15 protein-coding genes are annotated in these 24204 nt (G+C 54.3%); 7 read left to right on the forward strand and 8 right to left on the reverse strand.

Annotated elements, in window-relative coordinates:
* Positions 1-173 precede the first annotated feature (173 nt).
* A complete protein-coding gene (locus CEE36_06545; GenBank protein ID TKJ42737.1) occupies positions 174-1535 on the forward strand; it encodes a signal recognition particle protein in 1362 nt (453 codons plus the stop codon).
* 25 nt (positions 1536-1560) lie between these two features.
* Here the strand turns inward: CEE36_06545 and CEE36_06550 are convergent, their stop codons facing one another.
* Positions 1561-1962 carry a hypothetical protein gene (locus tag CEE36_06550; GenBank protein TKJ42738.1) on the reverse strand — a complete coding sequence of 134 codons (402 nt, stop codon included), beginning with the start codon at positions 1960-1962 and terminating at the stop codon, positions 1561-1563.
* A 54-nt stretch (positions 1963-2016) separates the two neighbouring features.
* A complete protein-coding gene (locus tag CEE36_06555; protein TKJ42739.1) occupies positions 2017-2667 on the reverse strand; it encodes a hypothetical protein in 651 nt (216 codons plus the stop codon).
* A 380-nt stretch (positions 2668-3047) separates the two neighbouring features.
* Between CEE36_06555 and CEE36_06560 the strand changes: the two genes are divergently transcribed.
* From CEE36_06560 to CEE36_06570, 3 genes are all read left to right on the forward strand, one after another.
* Entirely contained in the window at positions 3048-5291 is a 2244-nt protein-coding gene (locus CEE36_06560) for a hypothetical protein (GenBank protein ID TKJ42740.1), read from the forward strand.
* Between the two features lie 91 nt (positions 5292-5382).
* A complete protein-coding gene (locus CEE36_06565; GenBank protein ID TKJ42741.1) occupies positions 5383-7629 on the forward strand; it encodes a hypothetical protein in 2247 nt (748 codons plus the stop codon).
* Positions 7630-7741: 112 nt separating this feature from the next.
* Positions 7742-9976, forward strand: a complete 2235-nt coding sequence (locus CEE36_06570) for a hypothetical protein (protein ID TKJ42742.1) — start codon at positions 7742-7744, stop codon at positions 9974-9976.
* A gap of 11 nt (positions 9977-9987) precedes the next feature.
* Here CEE36_06570 and CEE36_06575 read toward each other — a convergent pair whose 3' ends face one another.
* The 6 genes from CEE36_06575 to CEE36_06600 all read right to left on the reverse strand — a co-directional run bounded on the left by CEE36_06575 (position 9988) and on the right by CEE36_06600 (position 20353).
* Positions 9988-12063 carry a hypothetical protein gene (locus tag CEE36_06575; protein ID TKJ42743.1) on the reverse strand — a complete coding sequence of 692 codons (2076 nt, stop codon included), beginning with the start codon at positions 12061-12063 and terminating at the stop codon, positions 9988-9990.
* A 114-nt stretch (positions 12064-12177) separates the two neighbouring features.
* Positions 12178-13491 carry a hypothetical protein gene (locus CEE36_06580; GenBank protein ID TKJ42744.1) on the reverse strand — a complete coding sequence of 438 codons (1314 nt, stop codon included), beginning with the start codon at positions 13489-13491 and terminating at the stop codon, positions 12178-12180.
* An 87-nt stretch (positions 13492-13578) separates the two neighbouring features.
* Entirely contained in the window at positions 13579-14415 is an 837-nt protein-coding gene (locus CEE36_06585; GenBank protein ID TKJ42745.1) for a signal recognition particle-docking protein FtsY, read from the reverse strand.
* Entirely contained in the window at positions 14393-17872 is a 3480-nt protein-coding gene (smc, locus tag CEE36_06590; GenBank protein TKJ42746.1) for a chromosome segregation protein SMC, read from the reverse strand. Before smc ends, CEE36_06585 begins: the two co-directional genes overlap by 23 nt.
* Positions 17873-17946: 74 nt before the next feature.
* A complete protein-coding gene (locus CEE36_06595; GenBank protein TKJ42747.1) occupies positions 17947-19077 on the reverse strand; it encodes a hypothetical protein in 1131 nt (376 codons plus the stop codon).
* A gap of 1 nt (position 19078) precedes the next feature.
* On the reverse strand, positions 19079-20353 hold the full coding sequence (locus CEE36_06600) for a hypothetical protein (GenBank protein TKJ42748.1): 1275 nt from the start codon (positions 20351-20353) through the stop codon (positions 19079-19081).
* A gap of 317 nt (positions 20354-20670) precedes the next feature.
* On the opposite strand from CEE36_06600, the gene CEE36_06605 reads away from it, so the two are divergent.
* The 3 genes from CEE36_06605 to CEE36_06615 are packed head-to-tail and all read left to right on the forward strand — an operon-like array spanning position 20671 to position 24202.
* Complete coding sequence (locus CEE36_06605; protein TKJ42749.1) at positions 20671-22224, forward strand: hypothetical protein; 1554 nt, start codon at positions 20671-20673, stop codon at positions 22222-22224.
* Positions 22221-22604, forward strand: a complete 384-nt coding sequence (locus CEE36_06610; GenBank protein ID TKJ42750.1) for a hypothetical protein — start codon at positions 22221-22223, stop codon at positions 22602-22604. The genes CEE36_06605 and CEE36_06610 overlap by 4 nt, the downstream gene beginning before the upstream one ends.
* Positions 22601-24202, forward strand: a complete 1602-nt coding sequence (locus CEE36_06615; GenBank protein TKJ42751.1) for a hypothetical protein — start codon at positions 22601-22603, stop codon at positions 24200-24202. Before CEE36_06610 ends, CEE36_06615 begins: the two co-directional genes overlap by 4 nt.
* The last annotated feature ends 2 nt before the right edge of the window (positions 24203-24204 follow it).

Consider the following 24204-nt stretch of genomic DNA (forward strand, 5'->3'; position numbering starts at 1 on the left):
TCCAGCCGCTCCTCCGGAGCGGCCACCTCCCCCACAAAGGGGGGAGGAATTGGATGGGGCGATTCACAAATCGGCCCTTACATATCTTCCGAGGCAGGTTGCATCTTTAAGGAGAAGTAAGTAGAATACCCCAATGACTTTAAATAAAAAAGGCCAACAAGGTAATATCACAGATGTTTGACCTTCTGAAAGACGCGTTCACCAAGCTCAAGCGGGAGCTGCTGGGCAGGGGCAGCCTTTCCGAGCGGGAGATCAAGGAGTTCCTGCGCACGCTTCGCGTGACGCTCCTTGAGGCGGACGTGAACTATAAGGCGACCAAGGCGTTTATTTCCCTGCTTGAAGAGAAACTTAACACAACCGAGATATACAGCTCGCTTCAGCCAGGCAAGCAGGCGCTGCGGGTTATCTACGAGGAGCTGACCACGTTCCTTGGGGGAAAGGCCGAGAAGCTTGAGTTCGCAAAGCCGCCAACCGTCATTCTGCTTTTAGGGCTTCAGGGTGTGGGCAAGACCACCGTGGCCGCAAAGCTTGCCAGGATGTATGCTGGTAAGCACCCACTTTTGGTCGCTGCGGACATCAAACGACCGGCTGCGGTCGAGCAACTTGAGTCCCTGGCATCAAAAGCCAAGGTAGATTTTTTGGGGCCTCCAAAACCTACCTCCCGCGATATAGAGACCTGCACCGCGGCACTCAAACACGCGAAGAAATCAAATAACCAACTGGTCATAATAGACTCTGCCGGACGTCTTCACATCGACAAGGAGATGGTCGCCGAACTTGCCCAGATAAAGGAAAAACTCGAACCCGATTACTCCTTACTTGTCCTCGACGGTCTGGTCGGGCAGGATGCGCTTCGCCAGACCCAGGAGTTCCACGCCCAGCTCGGGGTTTCGGGTGCTATCCTTACGAAACTGGACGGCGATGCTCGTGGGGGCGCGGCGCTCAGCTTCCGTCACGTTACCGGTTTGCCCATATATTTCATCGGAATCGGTGAGCAACTCGGGGATTTTGAGATCTTCCATCCTGAGCGAATAGCCGGCCGTATCCTCGGTGAGGGTGATGTGGCAAGCGTTGCCGAGCAGGTGCGTCAGGTGGTTGACGAACGTCAGAGTGCCGAGCTTGCCGAAAAGCTCATCGGGGGACGTCTTAACTTCGAGGATTTACTGACTCAGATGAAGCAGATTTCAAAGATGGGAGATCTCTCAAAGCTTATGGACAAGCTGCCTGCAGATATGGTGGGAGGAATGAGTCCTGAAGATTTCGATCCTGCCGAGATCAAACGCACCGAGGCCATCATCCTATCCATGACACCTGCGGAGCGGCGCAACCCTGATATCCTCTCGGGAAGCCGCAAGCTGAGGATAGCCCGCGGGTCTGGCACCACCCCTGCCGATGTCAATCAGCTCATAAAGCAGCTTTCCGAGATGCAGCGCATGGTCAAGGGGGCAGGGGTTGATCCACGCCTTGCAGGAGCAGGGAAGGTGAGGGTGCGACCCAAGAGCAAGAAGCGGAAGAAGAAAAGGAAGCGGCGGTAATCTTCGTAATGGTATAATAGAAAAGTTAAATAAGAGGAAGGCCTTTGGGAGTAGTCAAATCTGCGATTAGATGGCTAACATAGCCGGCGCAGAAGGCTTTGATTAAAGAATTTCTAATGGTTAAAGTTCCCGTTCCACTTGTTAACAAGAGCAAGATACTGTGGAAGAACTTTCGGTGATTTGGATTAGTGGCGGGTTCGAGTATATCTGGAAGACGTGCCGATAGAAAGCCTACTAACCCACAACTAACCACCCACAAGATCAATGCAAGAAAATCGAGTTCTTTGTCGTTTTGATTATCAAGTTTTGTCAGATAATCAATAAAACCAACTGATGCTCCTACTATCGCTCCGATATACATGTGAGTTCTTCGTTTCATAAGACAATAATACTTCGGGAAACATTGGTTGTCAAGGTGTGTAGGCATTTTCAAGAATAAGGCCAGCCGAAAGGCTGGCCTCTTGATCTTTTCTTAGGGTGTTTATTTACCGCCGCCGAACAGAAGCCCAGCCTGGGCGTAAATACCTGAAGGATTGATCTCAGGAGCTTTGCGTAGATCGGCGCCGTCTTCCAGTTCCCAACCACCAAGGAAAGGACTCCACATGTAGCCGCCCTTTATCTGGATGGCGATGAACTCGATAGGAATAAGTATAGTGAGACTGGGAGCTAGGGTGAAAGTCCCGAAGGAAACCTCAGAGGTGCGTCCGGGATTATCCAGAAGATCACCGAAGTCTATATCTCCCAGTCTGGGACGGAGTTTCAGGGTCACAGCGGTGCCGCCGATGCCTACCATGGGCATGATGCCGAAGCCTTTCCAGATGTTGATGAAGTAACCGGGCTCGAAGAATCCGCCGCCATAGGTCATTTTTATTGAGACGGTGTCTCCATCTAACCTTCGTCCGCCGCCGAAGCCCCAGCCGCCGAACATCAGATGATCGCCGCCGCCCCAGCCGCCGCCACCGTAGGTGATTATGTAATCATCTTCTATCCTGGCCATACCCTGGACATCGCTAAGCTCTTCGTTCAAAGCGTCAAAATCGGGCATCATGTAAGAGACTACGAATCCGCCGTAGCCTTTTGCACCAAGGGCAGCCACGGCAAGGATAAGGACTAAAAAGATCGCTTTCTTCATTTAACTCCTCCTAATTAGTGATTGCCGTTCTCCTCATTTAAACATCCTCTACATCTAGGTAGACGACAGGGAGGAAGAAATGTTGCACCCTTTAGTTGATACCCTTGCCATCCTCTCCCCTCCCTGGTAACTACCCCTTGCCGCACAGGCTGGTGTGTTTTCTTGACATACCTTTCTTTCCGATTAGTCTTATGTCAGGTAGATCGATTGTGAAAAATGGAGCATGAGATCGTCCAACATGCGGACACCCCAGGCAAGGGGTTGTCAAAGGGCCGAGAAGCGTTATAATAGTCTACAGGTAAAGTCTCAAGGTGCGAGAACAAGAAAAGGTGTTGGGTTGAGGCAGGGTGATTGAAACTAGAACTCTAAGGAGGAAATAGATGAAAAGATCCCTCGTAGTGGGCGTGATGGTGCTTGCGGGGATTGCCCTTTTTGCCGGTGAGACCTCCGGTCCGGCAGGCCGGATTCCACTGTGCAGAACTGAAGGTTCTTGCGTGTTCCATCTAACTATGCCCGAGTTTGAGATTATCCCGTTGGATAACGACGAGGTTCGGATAGGAATGCCAGGGGTAGGTTATCGGCAGTATCCAGGTCACCCTCGTCTGCCTATGCCTACATATACCTTTGCGCTTCCCCCTGGAAGTGAGGTTGTAAGCGTGGATGTTTCCGGGAACCGCTGCGAGTTGCCCGGGACCTATCTCGTGGAGGCTTCACTTCCGGCGCTACCGCTTGGAGCCACGAACACCACGCTAAACAACCTTCACATGCTTTACAAAGAGACACGCGCCCGCGTCTACTCTGGGGAAGAGAAGTTATCGGATCACCTGGGCGAAATTCATGCTACAGGGGAGCGCCGCGAGTACTCGTTGGTCACCGTGGCAGTTTATCCATTCGCCTATGATCCGGTCTCTGGCAGCCTCTCCTTCGCCCGCGACGTGACGGTCAGCATCCGCTACGCCCCGGTCTCTGAGGAGCACTCCGAGTTCATTGCCCGTTTCATCCGCAAGGGAACCCTTTATCCCGACGTGCCTCAACACATCTACAACAAGGACGAGGCTCGTGAGTGGTACCGTCCCTCGGAGCGCGTGCTTGCAAACCCGCGGATGCTTATCCTGACTACCGCCGCGCTCAAAGATTCTACCAGCCTGTACCGCCAGTGGCGCAGGCACACCGGCTTCGAGGTCAGTGTGGCGACCGTGGAGGATATAGCGGGTTCTACCTCAGGGGTGGACTTGCCGCAAAAGATTCGCAACTGGCTGCGCGGGCACGCCGCCGACTACGACTACCTCCTCATCATAGGCCACCATGCGAATATCCCCATGCGGGTACTTGCCCCATTCAACAACGGCAACGCCGGCTGGTGGCCTGATTTAGCAGATATCCCCTCAGACATCTACTACGGTGATCTGTCCAAGCCTGATGAGGAGTCCTGGGACCTTGACAACGATACCCTCTACTATGGAGAGGCCCTCTCCGCCGGTGGTTTTGAGGACCCTCAGGACGCCCCGGACCTCGAGATGGAACTTCATGTCGGTCGCATTAACTCCTCCCTTGCGACAACCGTCCCAGAGATCTTGGAACAGACCTGGCTATTCGAGTACGATAAAAACACAACCTATAAAGAGACCTCTGTCCTTGCCGGCGGTATCCTGTGGTATCCAAACCAGAACGGAAACGGCTTGGCAGGTTACGACGGCGCCCACTACATGGAATTTATCATGAACAACGGGATCATCAAAGAATCGCCGGCCACCACCCTCTACGAGAAGGAAGGCAACGGGCCATCAATCTATAGCTGCGATATCAACTTCACCCAGAGCAATCTGAAGAACACCCTAGCCAACACCGACGCCGGTATATTCGTCGAAAACAACCATGGCTTCAAAAACGCCTTCTATCGCACCGTATGGGCCAGGGATGACGGCGATGGCATCCCCGAAGATGCCGAACTAGATGCGCCGGTCGGCCTTGCGAACACGGACGCCTTCCTTCTTAACACCGAAAAACCAAACGTGGCGTTCCTCCTCTCCTGCCTTAACGGATACCCTGAGGATGCAAACTCCCTGGCGCAAGCCCTGCTGAACTACTCAAGCGTCGCTGTAGTTGCCCATACGCGCTCCGCCCTGGGCAGATATGGCTGGAGTGGCCCGGGCGACGGCGGCCAAAACGGTCTCTACTACTACGTGCTGAACAACTACCTTAAGAAAACCACCTACGATCACGTCCTGGGCGATGCCGTTGATGCCGGCAGGCTCCAATACTATAACGCAGAGTCCCGCGTAAGCAAGTACGTGAACTCTTACGGTCACACCCTTTACGGTGATCCTTCCCTGCGCCACTTTGGCCGAACAGGTATAGCTGAAACCCCGCCCGTGGTGTCCCTGACAGGCCTCGATGTAGACCTTGAGAATCAAATACACTTCAGCCTGGCTGCCGCAAGCAAGGTTTGCCTTGAGGTTTGGGACGTTGCCGGACGCAAGGTGCAGACACTATTCGAAGGCCACTCATCCGCTGGAACCCACACCATCAACTGGGACGTCAGTGGACTCCCATCCGGCGCCTACTTCATCACCCTGAGAACCAAAGCGATCACCCGGACCGCCAAGGCTGTGGTTATTCAGTAGAATCAAGAGAACTGAATCTAAAGGCCGGGGGTTGACCTCGGCCTATTTTTTGTTTATAGTTAAGGTATAGAAACTAAACTGGGAGGTTCGAATGTACATGATTAAAATCCTTATCTTCTTCGGCCTGTTGGTTCCACTCACATTACCACCCTCGGTCGTTGCGGCTGAAGAGATTCCTCTGTGTAGTCAGGAAGGAAGCATGGTCTTTGCTCTAGACATGCCCTCGTTTGAGTTTGTCACCCTTGAAAACGGCGAAACCCGCATCATAATGGAAGGAGCCAGCTATAGACAGGTGCCTGGCTATCCAAGACTGCCCAAACTCACCTACACCTTCGCCCTTCCGCCTGCCGGCGAGGTGGTAGAAGTCGAAGTGAGAGGCGCCCGCTTTCCCCTGGAAGGAACCTATCTCATAGAGGCCAGCCCTCCCCGGCTCCCCCGTTCAGCTTCAGTGGATGTGACAGAAAAACTCTATTCAATTTACGAGGAGAATCGTGTCCGCGTCTACTCCGGCGAGGAGAAGCTCTCAGAGGAGCTTGGCAAGATAAATGCAAAGGCTGAGCGACGGGAATACTCGCTGGTGACTGTAACTTTGTGTCCCTTCTTTTATGATCCTGTAAGCGGTGCACTTTCGGCGGCTTCCGACGTCACAGTGAGGATTGACTACGCGCCGGTATCTGAAGAACATGTCCAGTTCATCGAGTCATTTATGGAGAAGGGGACACTCTATGAAGACGTGCCGGAGTGTATCTACAATAAGGAGCAGGCGCGCGAGTGGTATCGCCCCTCCGAGCGCCTGCTTGCAAGTCCCCGGATGATCATTCTCACAACAGATGATCTTAAGCCCCATGTAAATCGCTACGTCTCATGGCGTGAAAGCACCGGTTTCGATGTAAGGGTGGTAACCCTGGAGGAGATAACCGAATCCACCGAGGGTGTAGATACACAGCAGAAGATCCGCAACTGGCTGCGCGAGCACGCGGCGGACTACCACTACCTTTTGATCATCGGCCATCATTGGGATATCCCGATGCGAACACTCACCCTGTTCAACAACAACGATGATCCGTTTAATAATCCCGATATTGCTCCTCATCCCTCCGATATCTACTATGGTGACCTGTCGAAACCGGATTTCGAATCCTGGGACATAGACGGAGACGGTTACTACGGTGAGATAGAAGACTGGGAGGGAACAGGGGATGTGATGGACGAACCCGATCTCGAGATGGAACTCCACATGGGTCGCATCAATACCTTGTTAGCACAGAAGATTTCTAATACCTTGGAAAGGACCTGGCTTTTCGAGGACAGCAAGGATCTGACCTATAAGAAGAGATCGGTGCTTGCCGCAGGCATCCTTTTCTACTTCTCGTTGGAGGATAAGGATGATGGTGGGGCTTGGTTCATGGAATACCTTATGGATTCACGTGTCTTAACACCTTCGCTGGCCACCACCCTTTACGAGAAAGAAGGAGATAACCCTTCTGACTATGACTGCGACCTCCCCCTAACTCAAGATAATCTAGTAGCGACCTTGGCCAATGCCGACGTCGGGATCTTCGTCGAGAATAACCACGGGGTGTCGGATCGATTTGTCCGCTGTGTTTGGTACGACGACAACGAAGACGGCGAAGCGCAGGATTCGGAGTTGGATTGGCCCCCTGGATTAACGTCAGGCGACGCCCCCAACCTCAACCACACCAATCCTAACGTCGCTTTTCTGATGTCATGCCTGAACGGAAAGCCGGAGACCGGTACTTGTCTGGCCCAAGCCCTTTTGAACGAGGGGAGTGTGGGGGTGGTCGCGCATACTCGTGCAGCCTGGGGCTCTTTCTGGGAAGAGCCGGGCGACGAGGGCGACTACGATCTCTTCTACTACCAGTTAAAGGCGTATCTTGCGGAGAACAACACCTACGATTACGTTATAGGCGATGCAGTCAGCGCGGGTCGTGCTCAATACTGGAACCAGGTGAACTGGTTTGGGGATTACTATAATGCCTACGGGCAAGTGCTTTACGGTGATCCGGCCCTGCGCCACATGGGAAGAGAAGGCACCATACCCACCGCGGTAGCGGAAACCATAGCTGAGAAGACGCCAACAGCCCTGAACGTGAACGCAGATCATGTGGTAAGATTCAGCCTGCCTGAACCTACCGACGTGCGCATCGAGGTGTGGGACGCTGCGGGCCGAAAGGTGCAGACACTACTCGAAGACCACTCATCCGCTGGAACCCACACTCTTTCTTGGGATAGTAGTGGACTCCCATCCGGCGCCTACTTCATCACCCTGAGAACCAAAGCGATCACCCGGACCGCCAAGGCTGTGGTTATTCAGTAATAGTTTAAGGAGACAAATCAAAGGGCCGGGCTACCCCCGGCCCTTTCTTTCTAGGGAGATCATACGGATTTAACAAGCGTTGACAAGCTCATCTCGGCGCTTAATCTAATCTATGTTGTTGAGTTTAATCTTTCTAGGCTTTGTGACCTCCTCCACGCCAAACGACTCCTTACCTGAGGTTAAGGCTTTAGATCACTGCCTCAAGCGATTAACTCATCTTACCTTGCTTGATCCCCAAACAAGGCTGCGCGCGGCGTGGTTTATACCGGAGTTCTCTGTTAAAAGAGAGAGTCTGGCAGTGGCCGGTAGCAGGCCGGGCGAGGTGCGCTTTCTGCTCGACGGCGTTCCCCTATGGGACCCGCAGACCGGTGAGAACACCGTCTGGCTTCCCAAGAGTCTTCCTGAAGAAGCCAGCTTGAGGAACGAGAAGGCAAGCCTTGCACCAGTTGTAGCCCTTGCCTCGAGAAAGATCCTGGAGGGCTGGCACGCACAACTGGAATCCACTAGCCCCTTCTTTCTTTCCCAAGAGCAACCCGAAGGTCATGCTGAGGTCTTTCTGAACGTCCCTGTGGGAAGCAAGCTGAGCCTTTCGTTTGACGGCGCCGCCGTGGTGTGGAACGAGCGTCCTGAAGCTAACCTTGAGTTGCCACATCGCGGCATCGCCGCCTACACCGGTGTTGCCTCGGCAACCCTTGTCCCATCCGAGGGTATGCTGGCTCGCGCGCGAGTGATTCGTTGTCAAACCCAACGTGACCGTTTCTCAAGCGAATGGGCGTTCAACCCCGCCTCAGCACCCTCGAGCTTCGCCAGAGTCAATCTGGTTATCTTAAACTACCTGTATCGCACCGAGATACTTGATCTGGAGATGGCACTTTCAGGATACAACAGCTTCCTCGCAGAGGGCGGCCGTAAAGAGGGCAACCTGTCGCTCTTTCGCCCGTTCGATGAACAGGATTCGGTAGAATCAGGGGCAGCACTGGACATCCGCAACCCGTTCGGGGTCAAGGGGATTTTTTTTTCACAAGGTTTCTACCCCGGGCTTATCGCGAGGAACTCAACGGCGAATCGCGCCCGGGCGGCAGTCGGAATATTCGCGGGAGAGATGAACGAAATCCGTGCCCGCTTCAGCTACACCAGCTTCAACCTGATTTCGGATATCACTAAATGGGACGGCGCCGAGGAACGCACCGCAAACTTCCAGAAGACGCCTCGTCTGGCAGGGCTGTACCTCGGTGACCGCATCCACCTGGATCGCTTCTGGATAGAGCCGGGGCTGGGGTTTGCATATCTGGGGATAGAGAACCCGGATACCAGCCAGGGAGGGGTTGAGATCCCCGAATATACAATCTCCCTTGCCCCGCGGATCGAAGCTCGCGCTTACCTGGGGGGAGTTCAGATACGAGCGGGTACGGACATGCCTGCCGCAATCCCTCCGTTTGCTGTCTTCTTCGACACAAAGGACGAGGCCCCCATTGTTGATTCCCTCATCTTGATCCCCAAAATAGATCCAACACCAGAACGCGCGTGGCGAGCATGGTTCGAGGTGCAGAAAGGATGGGGGAAGAGCTGGACTACCGGCATCTCGTTTTACTCAAGCCTGGGCTACAAGCTTCTTGCCGGAGGCCTGAATCCTACGGAGGAGCTTGGTGGGACCATCCAGACGGCAGGGGTTTTTTTAGATGGCAGGGCCTTAAGCCTCGGGGTGATGCCTTGGTTTGAATACAGCTCAGAGTGGTTGGCAATACGTGCCGTCTACCGTTTCGCGTCAGCTAAATCAACAACCTCAGGGCCTATCAGGGACTACGAGCGTCTTCTGGCCGGGGATTCTCTCACGACCCGGATGCAGAGGATGCCTCTTGACTCGCGCCACAAGTTTACGCTTGAGGCCAACTTATCGACACCCGAAGAGATGCACTTTCTCTTAAGAGACTGGTTTCTTGAGCCTGGCTTAGCTTTAGCCTCTGGCTTCCCTGGTGAGGAGGGTGAGGAGGGAGAGGATGGAGAAATTCCCTGGTGGGCATGGTGCGAGGTCGCTGCGGGCAGGGTGATCTCTATTGGCGCCTTCAAAGCGGAGATCGGGGTCGAGCTTTTGAACCCATTTAACTGGAAAGACCCGGTGTTCGGTGAGTTACCAGCCCCTGTTCTTCCCACCGAAGAGGAGTTCCCGGATCGAGTTGTGCTGGGCGATGAGGATTATCATCCTTCACGCGATGCTAACCACGACGGGGTCGTAACCGCAACCGAGGAGGTAGCCGCATACCAACGGGCCAGGGCGTTCTACGACGCATACACCCCAAGCCCTCTGTCTGCCCGCAGCCTGGAGTTTAAAATCTCTGTAAGATTTTAACTTAACGTCTCTTAGCGAACCAAAACGAATCTCTCTGAAACAAAGCTGTCTTTAGCAGACACCGTGATCCAGTAAATACCTCGCGGTAAATCCGAGACCTCAAGGGGTATACGGACAGCTTCTGTAGAGGCCGGTACACTCGCAAGCGTCTTGACTTTACGCCCCACCGCGTCGTAAATTTGCGGAGTTACTGGATAGGGCGAGGATATCTCCACCCATCCCTGCGAACGCATGATAGCAGAAGAAAGACGCAAGGTTACCATCTCCTTCAGAGTAACAACTTCTTCGCGCACTTGCCCGAGCGAGTCCATGTTAGCCATCGTAGCCATCCACCCCACGCACGCCTTTGTGACCTCAGTTAGGTAAGGCGTGTTGAGCTTGTCCAGCGTCTCCTCGGTAGTGTGATAGAACGGATTAAAGTCATTCCCATCTTCTACAAGAGAGATCCCCGGAATTCCCACCCACCACAGGCACATGCCGTCACCGGGTTGCCATTCATTATCCACCACCGGATCGATATTCAGATTGTAGACATCAACTATCTCATTGAAGATGGATCCGGTTTCTTCTGATAATGGATTCCACTCCGTGTAACCGTGCACCTCAAGCAGCCGGTCGCCGTTGCCGTCGTAGGCAATCATGTCCGCGTTAAGAAAACCAAGGACGTCCTTGTGATGATTCTGGGAAGCGTAATCGAAAGCGCCCCACAAGCCTACTTCTTCCCCGGAAAAGAGCACGAACTTCAAGGCGTGCTGCCAGTCGTTTTCAGAAAGCAATCTTGCAGACTCCAACACTGCCGATACTCCAGAAGCGTTGTCGTCAGCGCCCGGAGTGTAGATGTACTGGGTGTCCTCGTTCCATACGAAGGCGTCGTAATGGGCTGTAATAATAACCTCAGTTGCGTCGGCACCTTCAAGGGTGCCGACCACGTTCCACATCCAATCGAGATTTATGGTATCGGGCAGGGACCATGTTTCCCCATCAGTTGTGTGAAGTATCTCTGTCCAGCCACCCAGAACGCCTCTGCCGTCTGCAATGACATCGATCGCCTGTAAATTGCTTTTGTTTTCCGCGTCCCTTCGCGAGAAGGTGATGCCTGCATCGTCGGAAAAAAGGACCATTCCGCCAGAACCTACAACCCACAAGCTGCCGGACCCTTGTACGCAGATATCGTAAGGAAAAGAAGAAAGGGTGTCGAGCAAAACGTCCCAGGTATTGCCACCATCTGGCGTCTTACATATGCAGCCGAGGTGATCTTCTGAAAACCCTGCGAGATAGCCCAAGAGTGTATCAAGAAACTCCATTTCGGTTATACAATAGAGGGGTTGATCCTGGGAAGACCAGGTTTCTCCGCCATCGGTTGTAACCCAGAGACTTTCCTCAGAGGCAATCCAGCCATTGTTTGCCGAGATGAAATCCACCTGGGAAAGGTCCTGAGCGAAGGGGTATGACTTCTCCCAGTTCACCCATGCGTCGGTGGTGGAAACGAGAGTTCCCAGATCACCAACCGCCCAGCCGTGGGTTGAACCTACAGCACAGATATCGTTCAATACAGTTTCTGTTCCAAGCTCAAGCATAAGCTGCCAAGTTTCTCCTTCAACGGTGCGCATTAATTTCGTGCCAGCAGCCGCCCATGCCGAGTCTTCGGATAGGGACACAATCTCCCCCCATGCTATGCTGGGATCATCTTTTACTACAACCTGCCAGGACGCACCTGCATCGTCGGTACGGTAAAGGCTACTTTTGATCGGTTGGATATAAATCGAAGGAAACATATTAAAGCTGGCCCAGCCTTTGCCTGAAGGCAGAAGATCCACATCGATCATATCCATTGGGACGAAGGGTTGCATTTCAACCGACACACCAGTGGCCGCCATCTGCTCTGCCAGCCACAGCGCCGAACGATAACATCCCGGTGAGTAGACGTAGCGACAGGGAAGGGAATCCGGTTCGCCTGCGATAATTACCGGTACCTCACCGCTGAGTCTTGAGATGGTTGTAATAAGGGAATCCTCTGAGACCGACTGGATGATCTCTGCTACTGCAGGATCGTACTCCACGACCGGTATGTTGGCCGTAAAAAGCATTGTGGCTAATCCGAGCACTGTTAAGACCACGATTCCTCCTCTTTAGATTTCTTAAATCTATGCCTCTTTTGGGCATTTGTCAACAGTGTCTTGTGAAGAAGAAGTGGAAAGGCTTCAGCGTACCACTACGAACCTTTCAGAAATCATACCTCCCCTGGTTCCGCTCACCGTGACCCAGTAAACACCTCGCGGTAAATCCGAAACCTCAATGGGTATGCGGACAGACCCAGAAGATCCCTGGATAGTTTCAAGGGTCTTAACCCTTTGGCCCGATGCATCGTAGATAACGGGCGTTAGGGAGTGAGGGGAGGAGATCTCGAGCCAAAGGTGATTGTGAACCACCGCTGAAGAAAGACGAAGCGAAACAAGCTCCGGCTGCTCGAGGGCATGATCTCGAATACCGGGCTCCTCCAACAACCCGGCCTCACTAGCAGCCCAGCCCAGCGCAAGACGCACCGCCTCTCTCATATAAGCGCTGTCCAATCTCCCCAGTCGATCGTTGGTAGTGTGAAAGAAGGGGTTAAAGTCGTCAAAATCCTCGATAAGTAACGCCGCCGGGATGTTATACTGCCAGAACCAGTAGTGGTCGCTTGTGCCTTCACCATCGCCGAGGAGGATGTCCGGGGTGATGTTGAGGTCGTAGACGTCTATGAGGTCAACGAGCATCTGTCCCATATCCTGCGAAGCCTGATCATAAGGGTTGCAGTGGATGTCCATGTCAGATAGCGCGTCACTGTTGTATGCTATCATATCCATGTTGAGGGCGGCAATCATGCTGTCTCCCGCTTCCACTGCATCCTTCACGTAGACCTCTGAACCCCAAAGCCCCAACTCCTCGCCGGAGAAGAGCACGAATCGAAGCGTGTGCTGCCAGTCGTGTGTTCCCATTATCCTTGCCGCCTCAAGCACCCCCATCACCCCTGAAGCGTTGTCGTCGGCACCCGGGGTGTAGGTCCACATGGTACTGGTGATAGCGTCGTAGTGGGCGCATAAAATCACCTGTAGGGAGTCTTTACCCGCCAGGGTGGCGACCACGTTGTACATGGTAAAAGGCTCAGGACCGCTCAGTAGTCCCACTTCAGACCAAATCCTCTTCATCTCCTCTTCAGTACGACCCAGAGGTAGGGGGCGATCCTCGTATGAGGCCACGGGCTCAAAGGGTTCCAGCTCGACCTCAAAGCCTCTGGCCTGGAACTGCTCGGCGAGCCACCGCGCCGCCTTGTGGGCACCTTCACTGTAGGCAAAGCGGCAAGGGATGGAGTCCGGCTCCCCTTCGATGGTCACCGCTACCTCTCCGCTCAGGCCTGCTATAACTGCGGTGATGGAGTCCGTGCTGACGGAATCAACCAACTCGGCAACCCGAGGGTCATACTCCACAACAGAAAACCCCGCGAGCATCATCATTCCTGTTAGCATCGATAGGATCACAATATCCTCCTTGCTTTAATATACCTTCAGGAATCCGGATGTCAATAGGGAATTTACCCTGCATGCAAGATAGAGACGGTATTTGAATTATCCCAGAAGGGCTCGGGTGAACTCAGCGGCACAGAAGGGCACTATGTCCTCGGGTTGCTCGCCCATCCCTATGAAGTAGATGGGAAGCGAGAGGCGTTCGACTATTGGGATCACCACCCCGGCCTTACAGGTGCCGTCAAGTTTGGCGATCACAAGACCTGTAACACCCAAGGCATCGTAGAAGCCCTCTGCCTGCCTGAGACCGTTCTGGCCGGTGGAGGCATCCATTACAAGAAGAACCTCATGAGGGGCTTCGGGTATCACCTTAGCAGCCACCCTTCTGATTTTCTCCGCCTCGGCCATCAGGTCGCGCCGGGTGTGAAGACGCCCTGCGGTGTCCACAAGGACAACGCCGTAGCCCTTGGAGAGGGCCTTCTTTAGAGCGTCGTAGACCACGGCTGCGGAGTCCTGACCCTGCACCGAGGAGACAAGATCGGTAGCGGTGCGGGCGGCCCAGCGCTCAAGCTGGAGCCCTGCCGCGTCGCGGTAGGTGTCTGCCGCGGCTATTAGAACTTTGTGAGGTCTCCACAAGGTGGCCAACTTGGCAACGGTAGTGGTCTTCCCACTCCCGTTGGTGCCTACCACCATTACAACCGTTGGATGAGCACCGAACTCGAACGGCTTCTGGGCTTTCTCTAATATTCCCTGGATGAGTCCAGCCAATCTTTCCTTCTCCCCCTTTGATTCGGAAAGAAGGGATTCGACGCGTTCGACCCCGATGTCGGCCTCTACGAGTAGCTCCTCAAGCTCATCGCGGTCACCGCTGCTGAACGCCCGCGTGAACCGGCGGCGCAGGCTTAAGAAGCCTTCCCTAAGCTTCTTCCACTGCAACATGGTGGCGCTTTACGTCCTTTAAGCGCACCGAGATGATCTTGGACACACCCGGCTCCTCCATCGTTATCCCGTAGATTGTGTCCGCCTTCTCCATGGTGCGCTTGTTGTGGGTGATAATGAAGACCTGGATGTGCTCCTTGATGTGCGAGAGGTAGGATGCAAACTTGAGTACGTTAGCGTCGTCAAGTGGCGCGTCAAGCTCGTCGATAAAAATGAAGGGTGCGGGACGCACTCCGTAGAAGGCAAAGAGCAGCGCGATGCCCAACAGGGCACGCTCGCCGTCTGAGAGCTGGGAGAGGCGCTTGAGCTGTTTACCCTCTGGACGAGCGGTTATTTGGATAGGCGAGTTGAAGGGCTCGTCCGGATTCTCTAATCGCAGATCCGCCTCGCCGCCAGGGAAAAAGAAGTTGAATGTCCGACGGAACTCCTCCCGCAACGCCCTGAAGGTGGTCTCGAAACGGCTCCGGGCCTCCTCGTCTATCTCGCGGATGATAGTGGTCAGGCTTTCCGCGGCCTGGCTGATGTCGGTATGCTGTGCCTTTAAGCGATCCAGTTCTGCCTTTTCTTCTTCGTATTGGATCGCGGCATACTCGTTGACCGGCCCCAAATCCTCAATGCGACGTTTGATCTCGGCAAGCTCAGCATCCACCTCCTCAGGCGTCATCGCTTGCGCGTCCGCGTCTTGATCCGCAGGTAGAGGCGTTGAAACCAGAGGTCCCAGCTCCTGCCTTTCCCGCTTCAAGAGAAGCAGCTCGGTGCGAAGCTGAATAAGGTCCTCCCTCAAGCTTTCAAGCCCGGCCTCACGTTCGGTAAGTTCTTCCTCCTTCTCTCGTTTGGCCTGGATAACCTTTGATGTGTCAATCTTTGCCAGACGCTCGGCTTGCCGCTCGCGGCGTTCGTTAAGGCTGGCATGTTCTTTTTGAAGCTCCTCGACAGCCTCACCAAGGTCTGATGTTTCCTGTCGGGTGCTTTCCGCATCCTTCTGCCGGGAGGCAAGAAGTTGATCCAGACGGCCTTTCTCAGCCTCCAGACGCTCGTTGCGCTCACGAGCCAGATGCTCTGCTTCCTCCTCCTTTCCCAAGGTAAGAAGCTGATCGTTAAGCCCTGCCAGTTTGTCACGCAGGGCTTCCTCTTCTTCGCTGAGAGTCTTCTCAAGCTCACTCAGCGCCTCTTCTTTCTCGGAGCGCTGCGACTCCAGCATGCTTATCTTTTCTTCAAGCTCCGCGAGCGTTCCTCGAGCACCTTCGGCTTCTTGTTCACATTTGTGTGCTTGGGCTCGCAAGCGGTCGCGTTCTCGTTCGAGCTCGGCGACCTGTTCATTTATGCGAGCAACCTCTGTCTCCAACGCCTGCTTGCGGCTTCGTTCCTCAAGGTATGAACTTCTCGCTTCATCGAGCTTGGTGGCAAGGTCATCGCGTTCTTTGCGTGATCGGTCCAGATTTTCTTCCAGGGAAGCAATCGAGGTCTTCTCCTGCTTTTCCTGACCTTCCAACTCCTTGAGCCTGCGCCGATCGGCAAGCACCCCGCGAGGTCTACCCAGAAGGACAACCCCGTCCGAACGAAGCGCTGTCCCGTCCGGGCTAACGAAAGAAAGCTGGGGATATTGTCCGGCAAGAGAATCGAGATCGGCAAGATCGGCAAGCACCCAACTCTCAAGGCGCGCGGCAAGCAACCGAGGTGCACCTTTCTTGAGAGATACCTTATCAGCAATCCAGAGTTTGAAGCGCGCATCAGATGGGCGCTGGGGGGATGAGAAGGTGGGCCTGCGGTCAAGCACCAGCCCGGCCTGACCTTCGAGGGAAAGATCTTCAAGATCAGGCATGCCGGTTGCCGCAGCGAATCCAAGCACATCGTAAAGCACCGCCTCAAGGGCCGCCTCAAGTTCCGCTGGATAGCTCAGGAACCCCTCCATCAACCCGCGGAATCGAGGACCCAACTGCTTACGCAAAGCACGCCGCGGCTGATTCTCAACCCTTTCTCGGAGCGACGCTGCCTGCCCGGCTAGCTTGGATTGGTGCTCTATCTGCTCCTGGCGTTTGCGTTCGGACGCTTGAATCTCCTCGTTCAGTCGAGCAAGGCGGTTCTCGACCTGGGGGATCCCTTCTTCCTGTTCGGTTAGTGCGGATGCCGCCTTCTCGAGATTCCCCTTGATCTTTGTAAGTTCGCTGCGGAAAGAGCTGGCTCGTTCGGAGAGCCTGGAAAGCTCACCCCGGGCGACGGAGGCCAGAGATGCGGCGTTTTCTCCGCGGGAATACTCACGGGTTCGTTCCTCTATATGCCGAGCAAGCTCGGCTGAGAGTTCCTTAAGCTCTCCGCGTGTCTTGCGCACCTTGGAACGGTAAGCTGCCAGACGTTCTTCGTCGGCGTGCAACTTACCTCTTGCCTCCTGTAGGGCTCTGTCTGCCTCCTGTCTGCGTTCTGCCGCCTCCTCCTGGGCGCGTTTGGTCTGCTCGGCCTCTGAAGCGATCTCTTCGATGCGACGCTCGGCTTCTAGCTTTTCCTCCTCGATTCGCGCAATGCTCTCCCCAAGTGCCTGGCTGCGTGTACGTGAGGAAGAAAGTTTTGCGGCTATCTCAGAGAGCTTCTTATTCACCTCATCAAGTGCTCTCCTGGCCTCTCGTTCGGCTGCCATGAGCCGCATGAGTTCAGAGTCCTTCTCCTTAAGCCCCCTGCGAATCCCCTCCATCGAGAGCAGTAGCTTGCGTTCTTCCTCCTCCAGTGCAGAGATGGTTTTATCCTTTTTCTCCATCTCCTGCAGAACTGCCTCGAGACGGGCGTGTATCTTACGAGCCTCCAGGGTTACAAGTTTCTCCCGCAGTTCCTTGTAAAGCTGTGCACGCCTGCGCTGACGGGCCAGGGCTCGAACGATACGCTTGCGTTCGCCTATAATATCTTCCAACCGAACCAGATCACGACGGACCAGGTCGAGCTTGCGCTCGGATTCCTTGCGTTTCTCGCGGAATCCCAGCACCCCGGCCGCGGACTCCAAAAGGTTATGCAGGTCGCCGCCCACGATGGCGGTAAGTTTGGTAGCGTCAAATACCGAGTAGAGACGGCCTCCGGCAGCCCCGCCGCGAAGGATCGCCTCGATATCCTTCAGGCGGCACTCCTCGCGGTTGATCTCAAAGCTCGACTCGCCGGTTCGGTAGTAGCGCCTGCGTAACTCCACCTCGGCCGGAAGATCAGGGAACTCGCCTTCGTTTTCAACAACCAGACTGACATCGGCATACCCCAACTCGGACAACCGGCCGCTTCCGGCAAAGATAAGATCCTCGCTCTTGACGCAGCGAAGGCGAGATAACGCCTGCTCACCCAAGACCCATCGGATACCATCGAGAACGTTTGATTTACCGCAACCGTTTGGACCAACAAGTGAGGTCATGCCTGGCGAGAGTTCCAGAACCGTCTTGTACGGAAAGGATTTGAACCCGTAGAGCCTGAGTTCCTTAAGCCGCATGATTGAATCCTAACTCCCTCTCAAGGCCCTGAATAGTTGCCCAGACTCACTAAAGACACAGTAAGGGAAGGTGCTCAGCGCCTGCGTCTACCAAAGGTCTTCTTTGCCTCGCTGCGCAGGCGGGACATCTTCTCGTGTGCCTGGGGGTGGGCGAGAACATGTTCCCAGTAAACCATAATCATAGAGTAGGCGACGATAAGCACCAGACCCACAAGAAGCACTGCCAGCACCATGAGTTTCTTAGGCGGGAAGTAGGGAACCTCGGGAGGCTCGACCCACTCAAGCACGGAGATAAGGGGGGTGTCCTTGGCTTCCATAAGCTTGGCTTGCTCGTATTGCTGGATCAGCAACATGTATATCTCCTGCTGCACCACGAAGTCCCGGTAGAGCTCTAAGTAACGTGATACAACCGGAGGCAGCGATGCAAGCTTTGCCTGGATAACCGCAAGTTCCCGACGTGCCGGCTCATACTGCGGGTTGTCGGTGGTTGAGAAGGAGCGCATGTATTCGAGCTCCAACTCCTTCTGCATCGCCTGTGCCTTGAGCTCGGCGAAGGCCTGTATCTGCCCACCCATCTCAGGGTTCACCATTGGCAGCTTATGCTTGCGCTGGAATTCGGTGAGGGAGTCCTGGGCTGTCTTCATATCCTCCTCAACCTGTGCGAGTCGCCCTTCGATGAACTCCCGCATATGACGACCCCTTGTGTTGCTCGAATGTGTGAGATAGTAATCCAAAGCCTTTGCATAGGTGTTGACGATGTCTGCCACAAGCACATTGTCCGGACCTACCACCTCGATTACAAAAACCTGTTCCGGTGTCGTAAGCTTATATGCGGTCATCCCTGCAAGTTCTTCGCGCGCTTCGGCCCGATCGGTCACATCAAGCCTTTCTAAAAGCACGCAGGAATCTATCACACGATCGGTAACGGTCTGGGAACGCAATATCTCCCCGTAGAAGAGCATCTCACTCGCTTCGACCCCGGGGATACTCAAACCCGTGATCCCCAACTGCGACTGCAGACCCGAAAGCACGCCCATAACGCCGCTTTCCTGTGTGACGGGAAGAAGCTTAACCTCCGCTCTATACCTCTTTGGTAGAAGAAAGGCAAGTGCAATACCCAATCCGCCGAAGCAAGCGATAGCAATAAGCATCTTCCACCAGCGGCGAACGATGAAAATAAAAAGGTCAACAACACTGAAAGTCATCTCACTCACCAAAGGTTAAGATAACGGCCACCAACCCCAAAGCAGATGCGGCTAGCCCAACCCAGTCTCGCACCTCATAAAGTGGCTTTCGGGGGACAAAGATCATCGCCCCTGGTTCAAGCTGCATATCAGGATGCGCACGTCGGGTGCGTCCGTCCGGATATATAACACGGATTGCCCCTAGATTGGCTGACGAAGAGAAGCCGCCTGCATGCCCCAGGTACTGATTTAGGGTCAGGGCCTCGTTGTAGATGACCGGTCCGGGCTTGCGTAACTCGCCGGTCACATATACAAATTGTTCTGAGCGAGGCACGGTTACAATATCTCCATGCTCAAGCTGAGTGTTCTCTCCTTGCCCGGTGGCGAGGTATTCCTGCATATCAAAGAATATCCGCTCGTCTCCCCGCTGTATATAGCAGTGAGCCAGATCGCTTTGTGGAATAAGAACTGCACGACTTTCAAGGAAATCACACACCCCCTCGCCGGGCTCGAACTCCAGCCAGTGTTCGGCGTTGAACTGGCGACGCAGTGTATCGGTAAGGAAAACCAGCTGGATGCCGGGCTCATCAACGGCCTCTTTGGCAAACACCGCACCCCGCAGGAGAACGAAGAGCTCCATCTTAGGGACATAGATGATATCTCCGTCTGAAAGAGGGGGATTGGCGTCCAACTCACCATCCTCACGATAACGACGAAGATTGACCCTTAAGGTGTCACCGGAGCGCCTGACCAGTGAGATGTTTGAGACCGATCCCATGGAGGTGATGCCTCCAGCCAGATCAATACCGTCCTCTACCCGCATAAAGGGGGTAACAAGATAACTACCTGGCCACTGGACATCGCCAAGGACGTTTATCTTGCAAAGCCTTGCTCCAATCAGGACAAAGTCTATCTCGACAGGCCTGATGAAATCACGAAAGGCCTCAGCCACCTGCTTGCGAGCCTTCTTGACAGCAACGTCCACGACCTCCATATAACCCACGGCCTCAAGGTTAACAAGACTCACCTCTCCAAAGGTCTGTCCGAAGGTTGTCATCCGGCGGCTTGAAGGCAGCATAATTACAAGCTGCCCGGTAGGGGTAATCCGGGTAGGATAGCTGTAGGAAAAACTGCCCTTTACAATAATCAGCAGACTGTCGCCGGCGTTAAGCACATAGTCATCTATGGAAACTGGCTGTTCAGGAACCCTCCCAAGCTCAACAGGTATCTGGCGGCCAAAGGACTCGCCGGAGACCTGACCAACCCCTGCAAGAAACCAAAACAATATCCCCATCATGAGAGATTATACCTAAATCCGAGCCTTGGTCAATGGTGCGATCTTCCTCAAAGATAATCTGCCTGAGTTGTTTCTGTTTACTCAGGGTGCCTGAAGAGCGCGACTTCTTCGGACTCCTAAAGTCTATGGCAGATCATAGAAAGAAACTTAACCTCGCCTATAACAACAGATATCATCTCAAGGAGGCAGTATGAGATCCACCCTCCTCCTTTCGGGAAGATTTATTTCTGAGGAAAGACGCTGTATTGACAAACCGCTGGTTTCGCCTACACTATGTTCTTAATTATCTTAAAGATGCAGCAAAGTAAGGAGGTTTGGTGGACGCGGAAGAAGACAGGCGAACGAAGCAACTTTTGGAAGCCGCCAGGCTTAAGACGCAGTTTCTGGCCAACATGAGCCACGAGCTACGTACGCCCTTGAACTCGATAATCGGCTTTGGCGAGCTTTTGATGGACGGGCTGGTGGGGCAACTAAACGAGAAACAGACCCACTATATAAAGATCATCCACTCCTCCGGCGTACATCTTTTGCGGCTGATCAACGACATCCTTGACTTCTCCAAGCTTGAGGCGGGTATGCTTGAGGTTTTCAACGAACCTACCGACCTGCGCGAGGTGGTTGAAGACGTTCTGCGTGTATACAGCGTGATCGCCGAACGCAAGGAGATTGAGATTCACGTAGATATACCTCCACAGATGCCTCTTCTGCTCACCGACAGGCGCAAACTCACTCAGATAATCGACAACCTACTCTCCAACGCCGTGAAGTTCACCGACCAGGGGTGTGTGGAGGTGGTGGTAACCAGGCGCAAAGATGATATGCTTGAGGTGACGGTAACCGACACCGGGATAGGGATGGAGCTACAAGAGCTTGCGCACATCTTCGATCCATTCCGTCAGTTGGATGCCTCCACCACCCGGCGCTATCAGGGAACAGGACTTGGGTTGACATTGGTAAAGAAACTTCTTGAGATTCAGAATGGTACAATAGAGGTTCAAAGCTCTCCTTCTAAGGGTTCGAGGTTCACCTTCCGGCTGCCCTTTGTGGAGTTCAAACCCGAGAAGCCTCGCAAGGCAGCTAAACGAGAGGAGTTGGTTCACAGGCTTCCTGCGGCTGGCGAGCGTCCCATCCTGGTGGTTGAGGATAACCCGCTGGCGGCGAACCTCATGTCGGTGTGGCTTTCTGAGGCCGGCTACAAGGTCGAGGTGGCCTCCACCGGTGAGGAAGCCCTGCAGAAGGCGGTAACCCTGCGCCCAGCTGTGATTACCCTGGACATCCTACTCCCTCAGATGGACGGCTGGCGTGTGCTGCATCGTCTCAAGGAGATGCCAGAGATCAAGGATACACCAATCATAGTGATCTCGATCGTGGAGGACAAAAGTTTCGGCCTCTCGCTTGGCGCGGTAGACTACATGGTCAAGCCGGTCTCGCGTAGCAATCTTATCTCGAAGATCGAGCGCCTCACCAAGAGCGTCCCAAGGCCCGGTCGCCTCCTCGTGATAGAAGACAACCCAGCGGACATCAGTCTGATAGAGGAGATACTTCGGCTGGACGGCTACGAGGTGCTCAAAGCCACCTCTGGAGTGGATGGTCTCAAGGCCGCGCGCAGCGAGAAGCCGGATCTCGTGATTCTGGATTTGATGATGCCTGACCTGGACGGCTTCGACGTTATGAGGCTTTTGGAGTCCGATGAAGCCACCCGCAGGTTGCCGATTATCATCCTTACCGCCAAGGACCTTACCCAGATCGATCGAGCCAATCTGGGTGCCAACATCCGCGATATCTTCGGCAAGGCACAGCTTAACCGCGACTCACTTCGACAAAAGATCGCCCAGCTTCTATCTCACCCAAAAGGAGGTAGGGGGGAATGAGTCGCATCCTCGTGGTGGAAGATAATGAGGGGAATCTGGAGCTTATACGGGTAGTCCTGGAGATGGCAGGGTATGAGGTGATAGGTGCATCGAGTGCCGACGTGGGGCTGCTGGCGGCCAGAAAAGCTCACCCCGATCTTATACTTATGGACATGCACCTGCCGGGTATGGATGGATACGAAGCGACGCGGATCATAAAGGGCGATAAGGAGTTGAAGCACATCCCGGTCATCGCGGTCACCGCTGTCACCGACCGCACCGATGAGGAACGTGTTCGTGCCTGCGGCTGCGAGGGATTCATCGCCAAGCCGGTGGATACCCGCAGTCTGGCCGCCCAGATTGCCGAGTTCCTGAAACTAGGGGGCGTGGAGCCCTCATGAATCAAGAAAAATCCACCCGTCGGGTGCTGGTGGTAGATGACGACCCATATCTTTTGAATCTTCTTGACCTGCGCCTGGCAGAGCAGGGGTTTGATGTTATGCTGGCTTCATCCGCCCATGAAGCGCTCACAAAGGTGGAAGACAAGAAGCCTGACATCGTTATCGCGGACATCATGATGCCCGGCATGGACGGATATGAGCTCTGCGCGTGCGTCCGCGCAAACGAAAAGCTGAAAAATATCCCGTTTATCTTCCTCTCCGCACTTGCCGACACCCAGGACAAGGTGAAGGGTCTGCGGTTGGGTGCAGACGACTACCTTACCAAGCCGTTCGAGTTCCATGAGCTTTTGGCAAGGATAGAGATACTTTTGGATAGATACTCCCGCTACCAGGAGACCTTCGAACAAGCCACAGAGATCGCTACCACAGGGAACATCGAGGATCTGGGGGTAATTGACCTCTTGCAGATGCTTTCTTTCGGCCAGAAGACAGGCCAGGTGCATCTTGAGTCGGGTGAAGAGGAGGGGTTTCTTTATCTGAGGTCGGGCAAGCTCATAGCCGCAACCTACCGCAGCAAGCAGGGGCGTGCCGCACTACCCACCCTGCTTTCCTGGTCGCAGGGCAGATTCAGAGTCAAGCTCACGGATAGCCTCTCTCTCACCCCTACGATCGAAAGTCAGACCGACGAGGCGATCTTTGCGGCGTTGCGTGAGCTGGACGAAACCGAACGCATAAAACAGGAGCTTGACGCAAGGTCTATCCCGGTGTTTTCGGCAAAGCCCAAGCCCGAAGCGGAGGTGCAGGAAGTTCTACTCCAGCTGGTAGACGGCAGCCACAGTATCAAGGAGGTGCTTGCAGCGAGTCCTCTCTCGAACCTTAAGACCATCGAGGAGATAAAAAAGATGGTAGAAAAGGGGCAGATCGAGCTGCGACCTGGGGAAAAGGCAGCTCCGAAGGGGATGGCTCCTCCAGAACCCGAGGCTAAGGAACCCCCTGGCGAGGAAGCCTGGGAGCCTAAGTTACCCATCGAAGTGGAGGGAGCGGAAGCAACCAGAGAGACAGTACCTTTGGAAAAGGCAAAACCTCCGAAGGAGGAGGCTGCCCCTGCCGGACCCCAGGTTGAGGTTAAAGAAAAACTCCCACCGCAGGAGTTCAACCTTATAGTGATTGGCACGGACAGGGATTCCCGCAACACCTTTATCCATGCGCTCTCCGGCGAGGAAGAAACAGAGGGCAAAGGAGAGACGGTTCTGAACTTCGGAAGGGTAATGATGGGTCCTCACCAACTCAACCTTTATGGGCTACCCGGGGCAAAGCGATTCGCCCCACTTTGGCAAACCTTCATTCAAAGGGTTCACGGGATGATACTTCTTGCGAACGCCAGCATCGAGGAGGAGGTAGACAACCTGCGGTTTGCGCTTTTGCTTCTGGGTCCACGCATACAGGGTCCGAAGATCGTCATAAACACCGATCCAACCCATCCTGAGATCGAGCTTGGTCCCGAGACATATGGTGCTAATACCATTGCCTGCCTGTCCTCTGACCGCATCAAGGCCGCATGGATCGTCTCAGAGCTCATCGCAGAACTCGTCCGTTAATC

This window comes from candidate division TA06 bacterium B3_TA06 (assembly GCA_005223075.1).
In the GTDB taxonomy this organism is placed as follows: domain Bacteria; phylum Hydrothermota; class Tepidihabitantia; order B3-TA06; family B3-TA06; genus B3-TA06.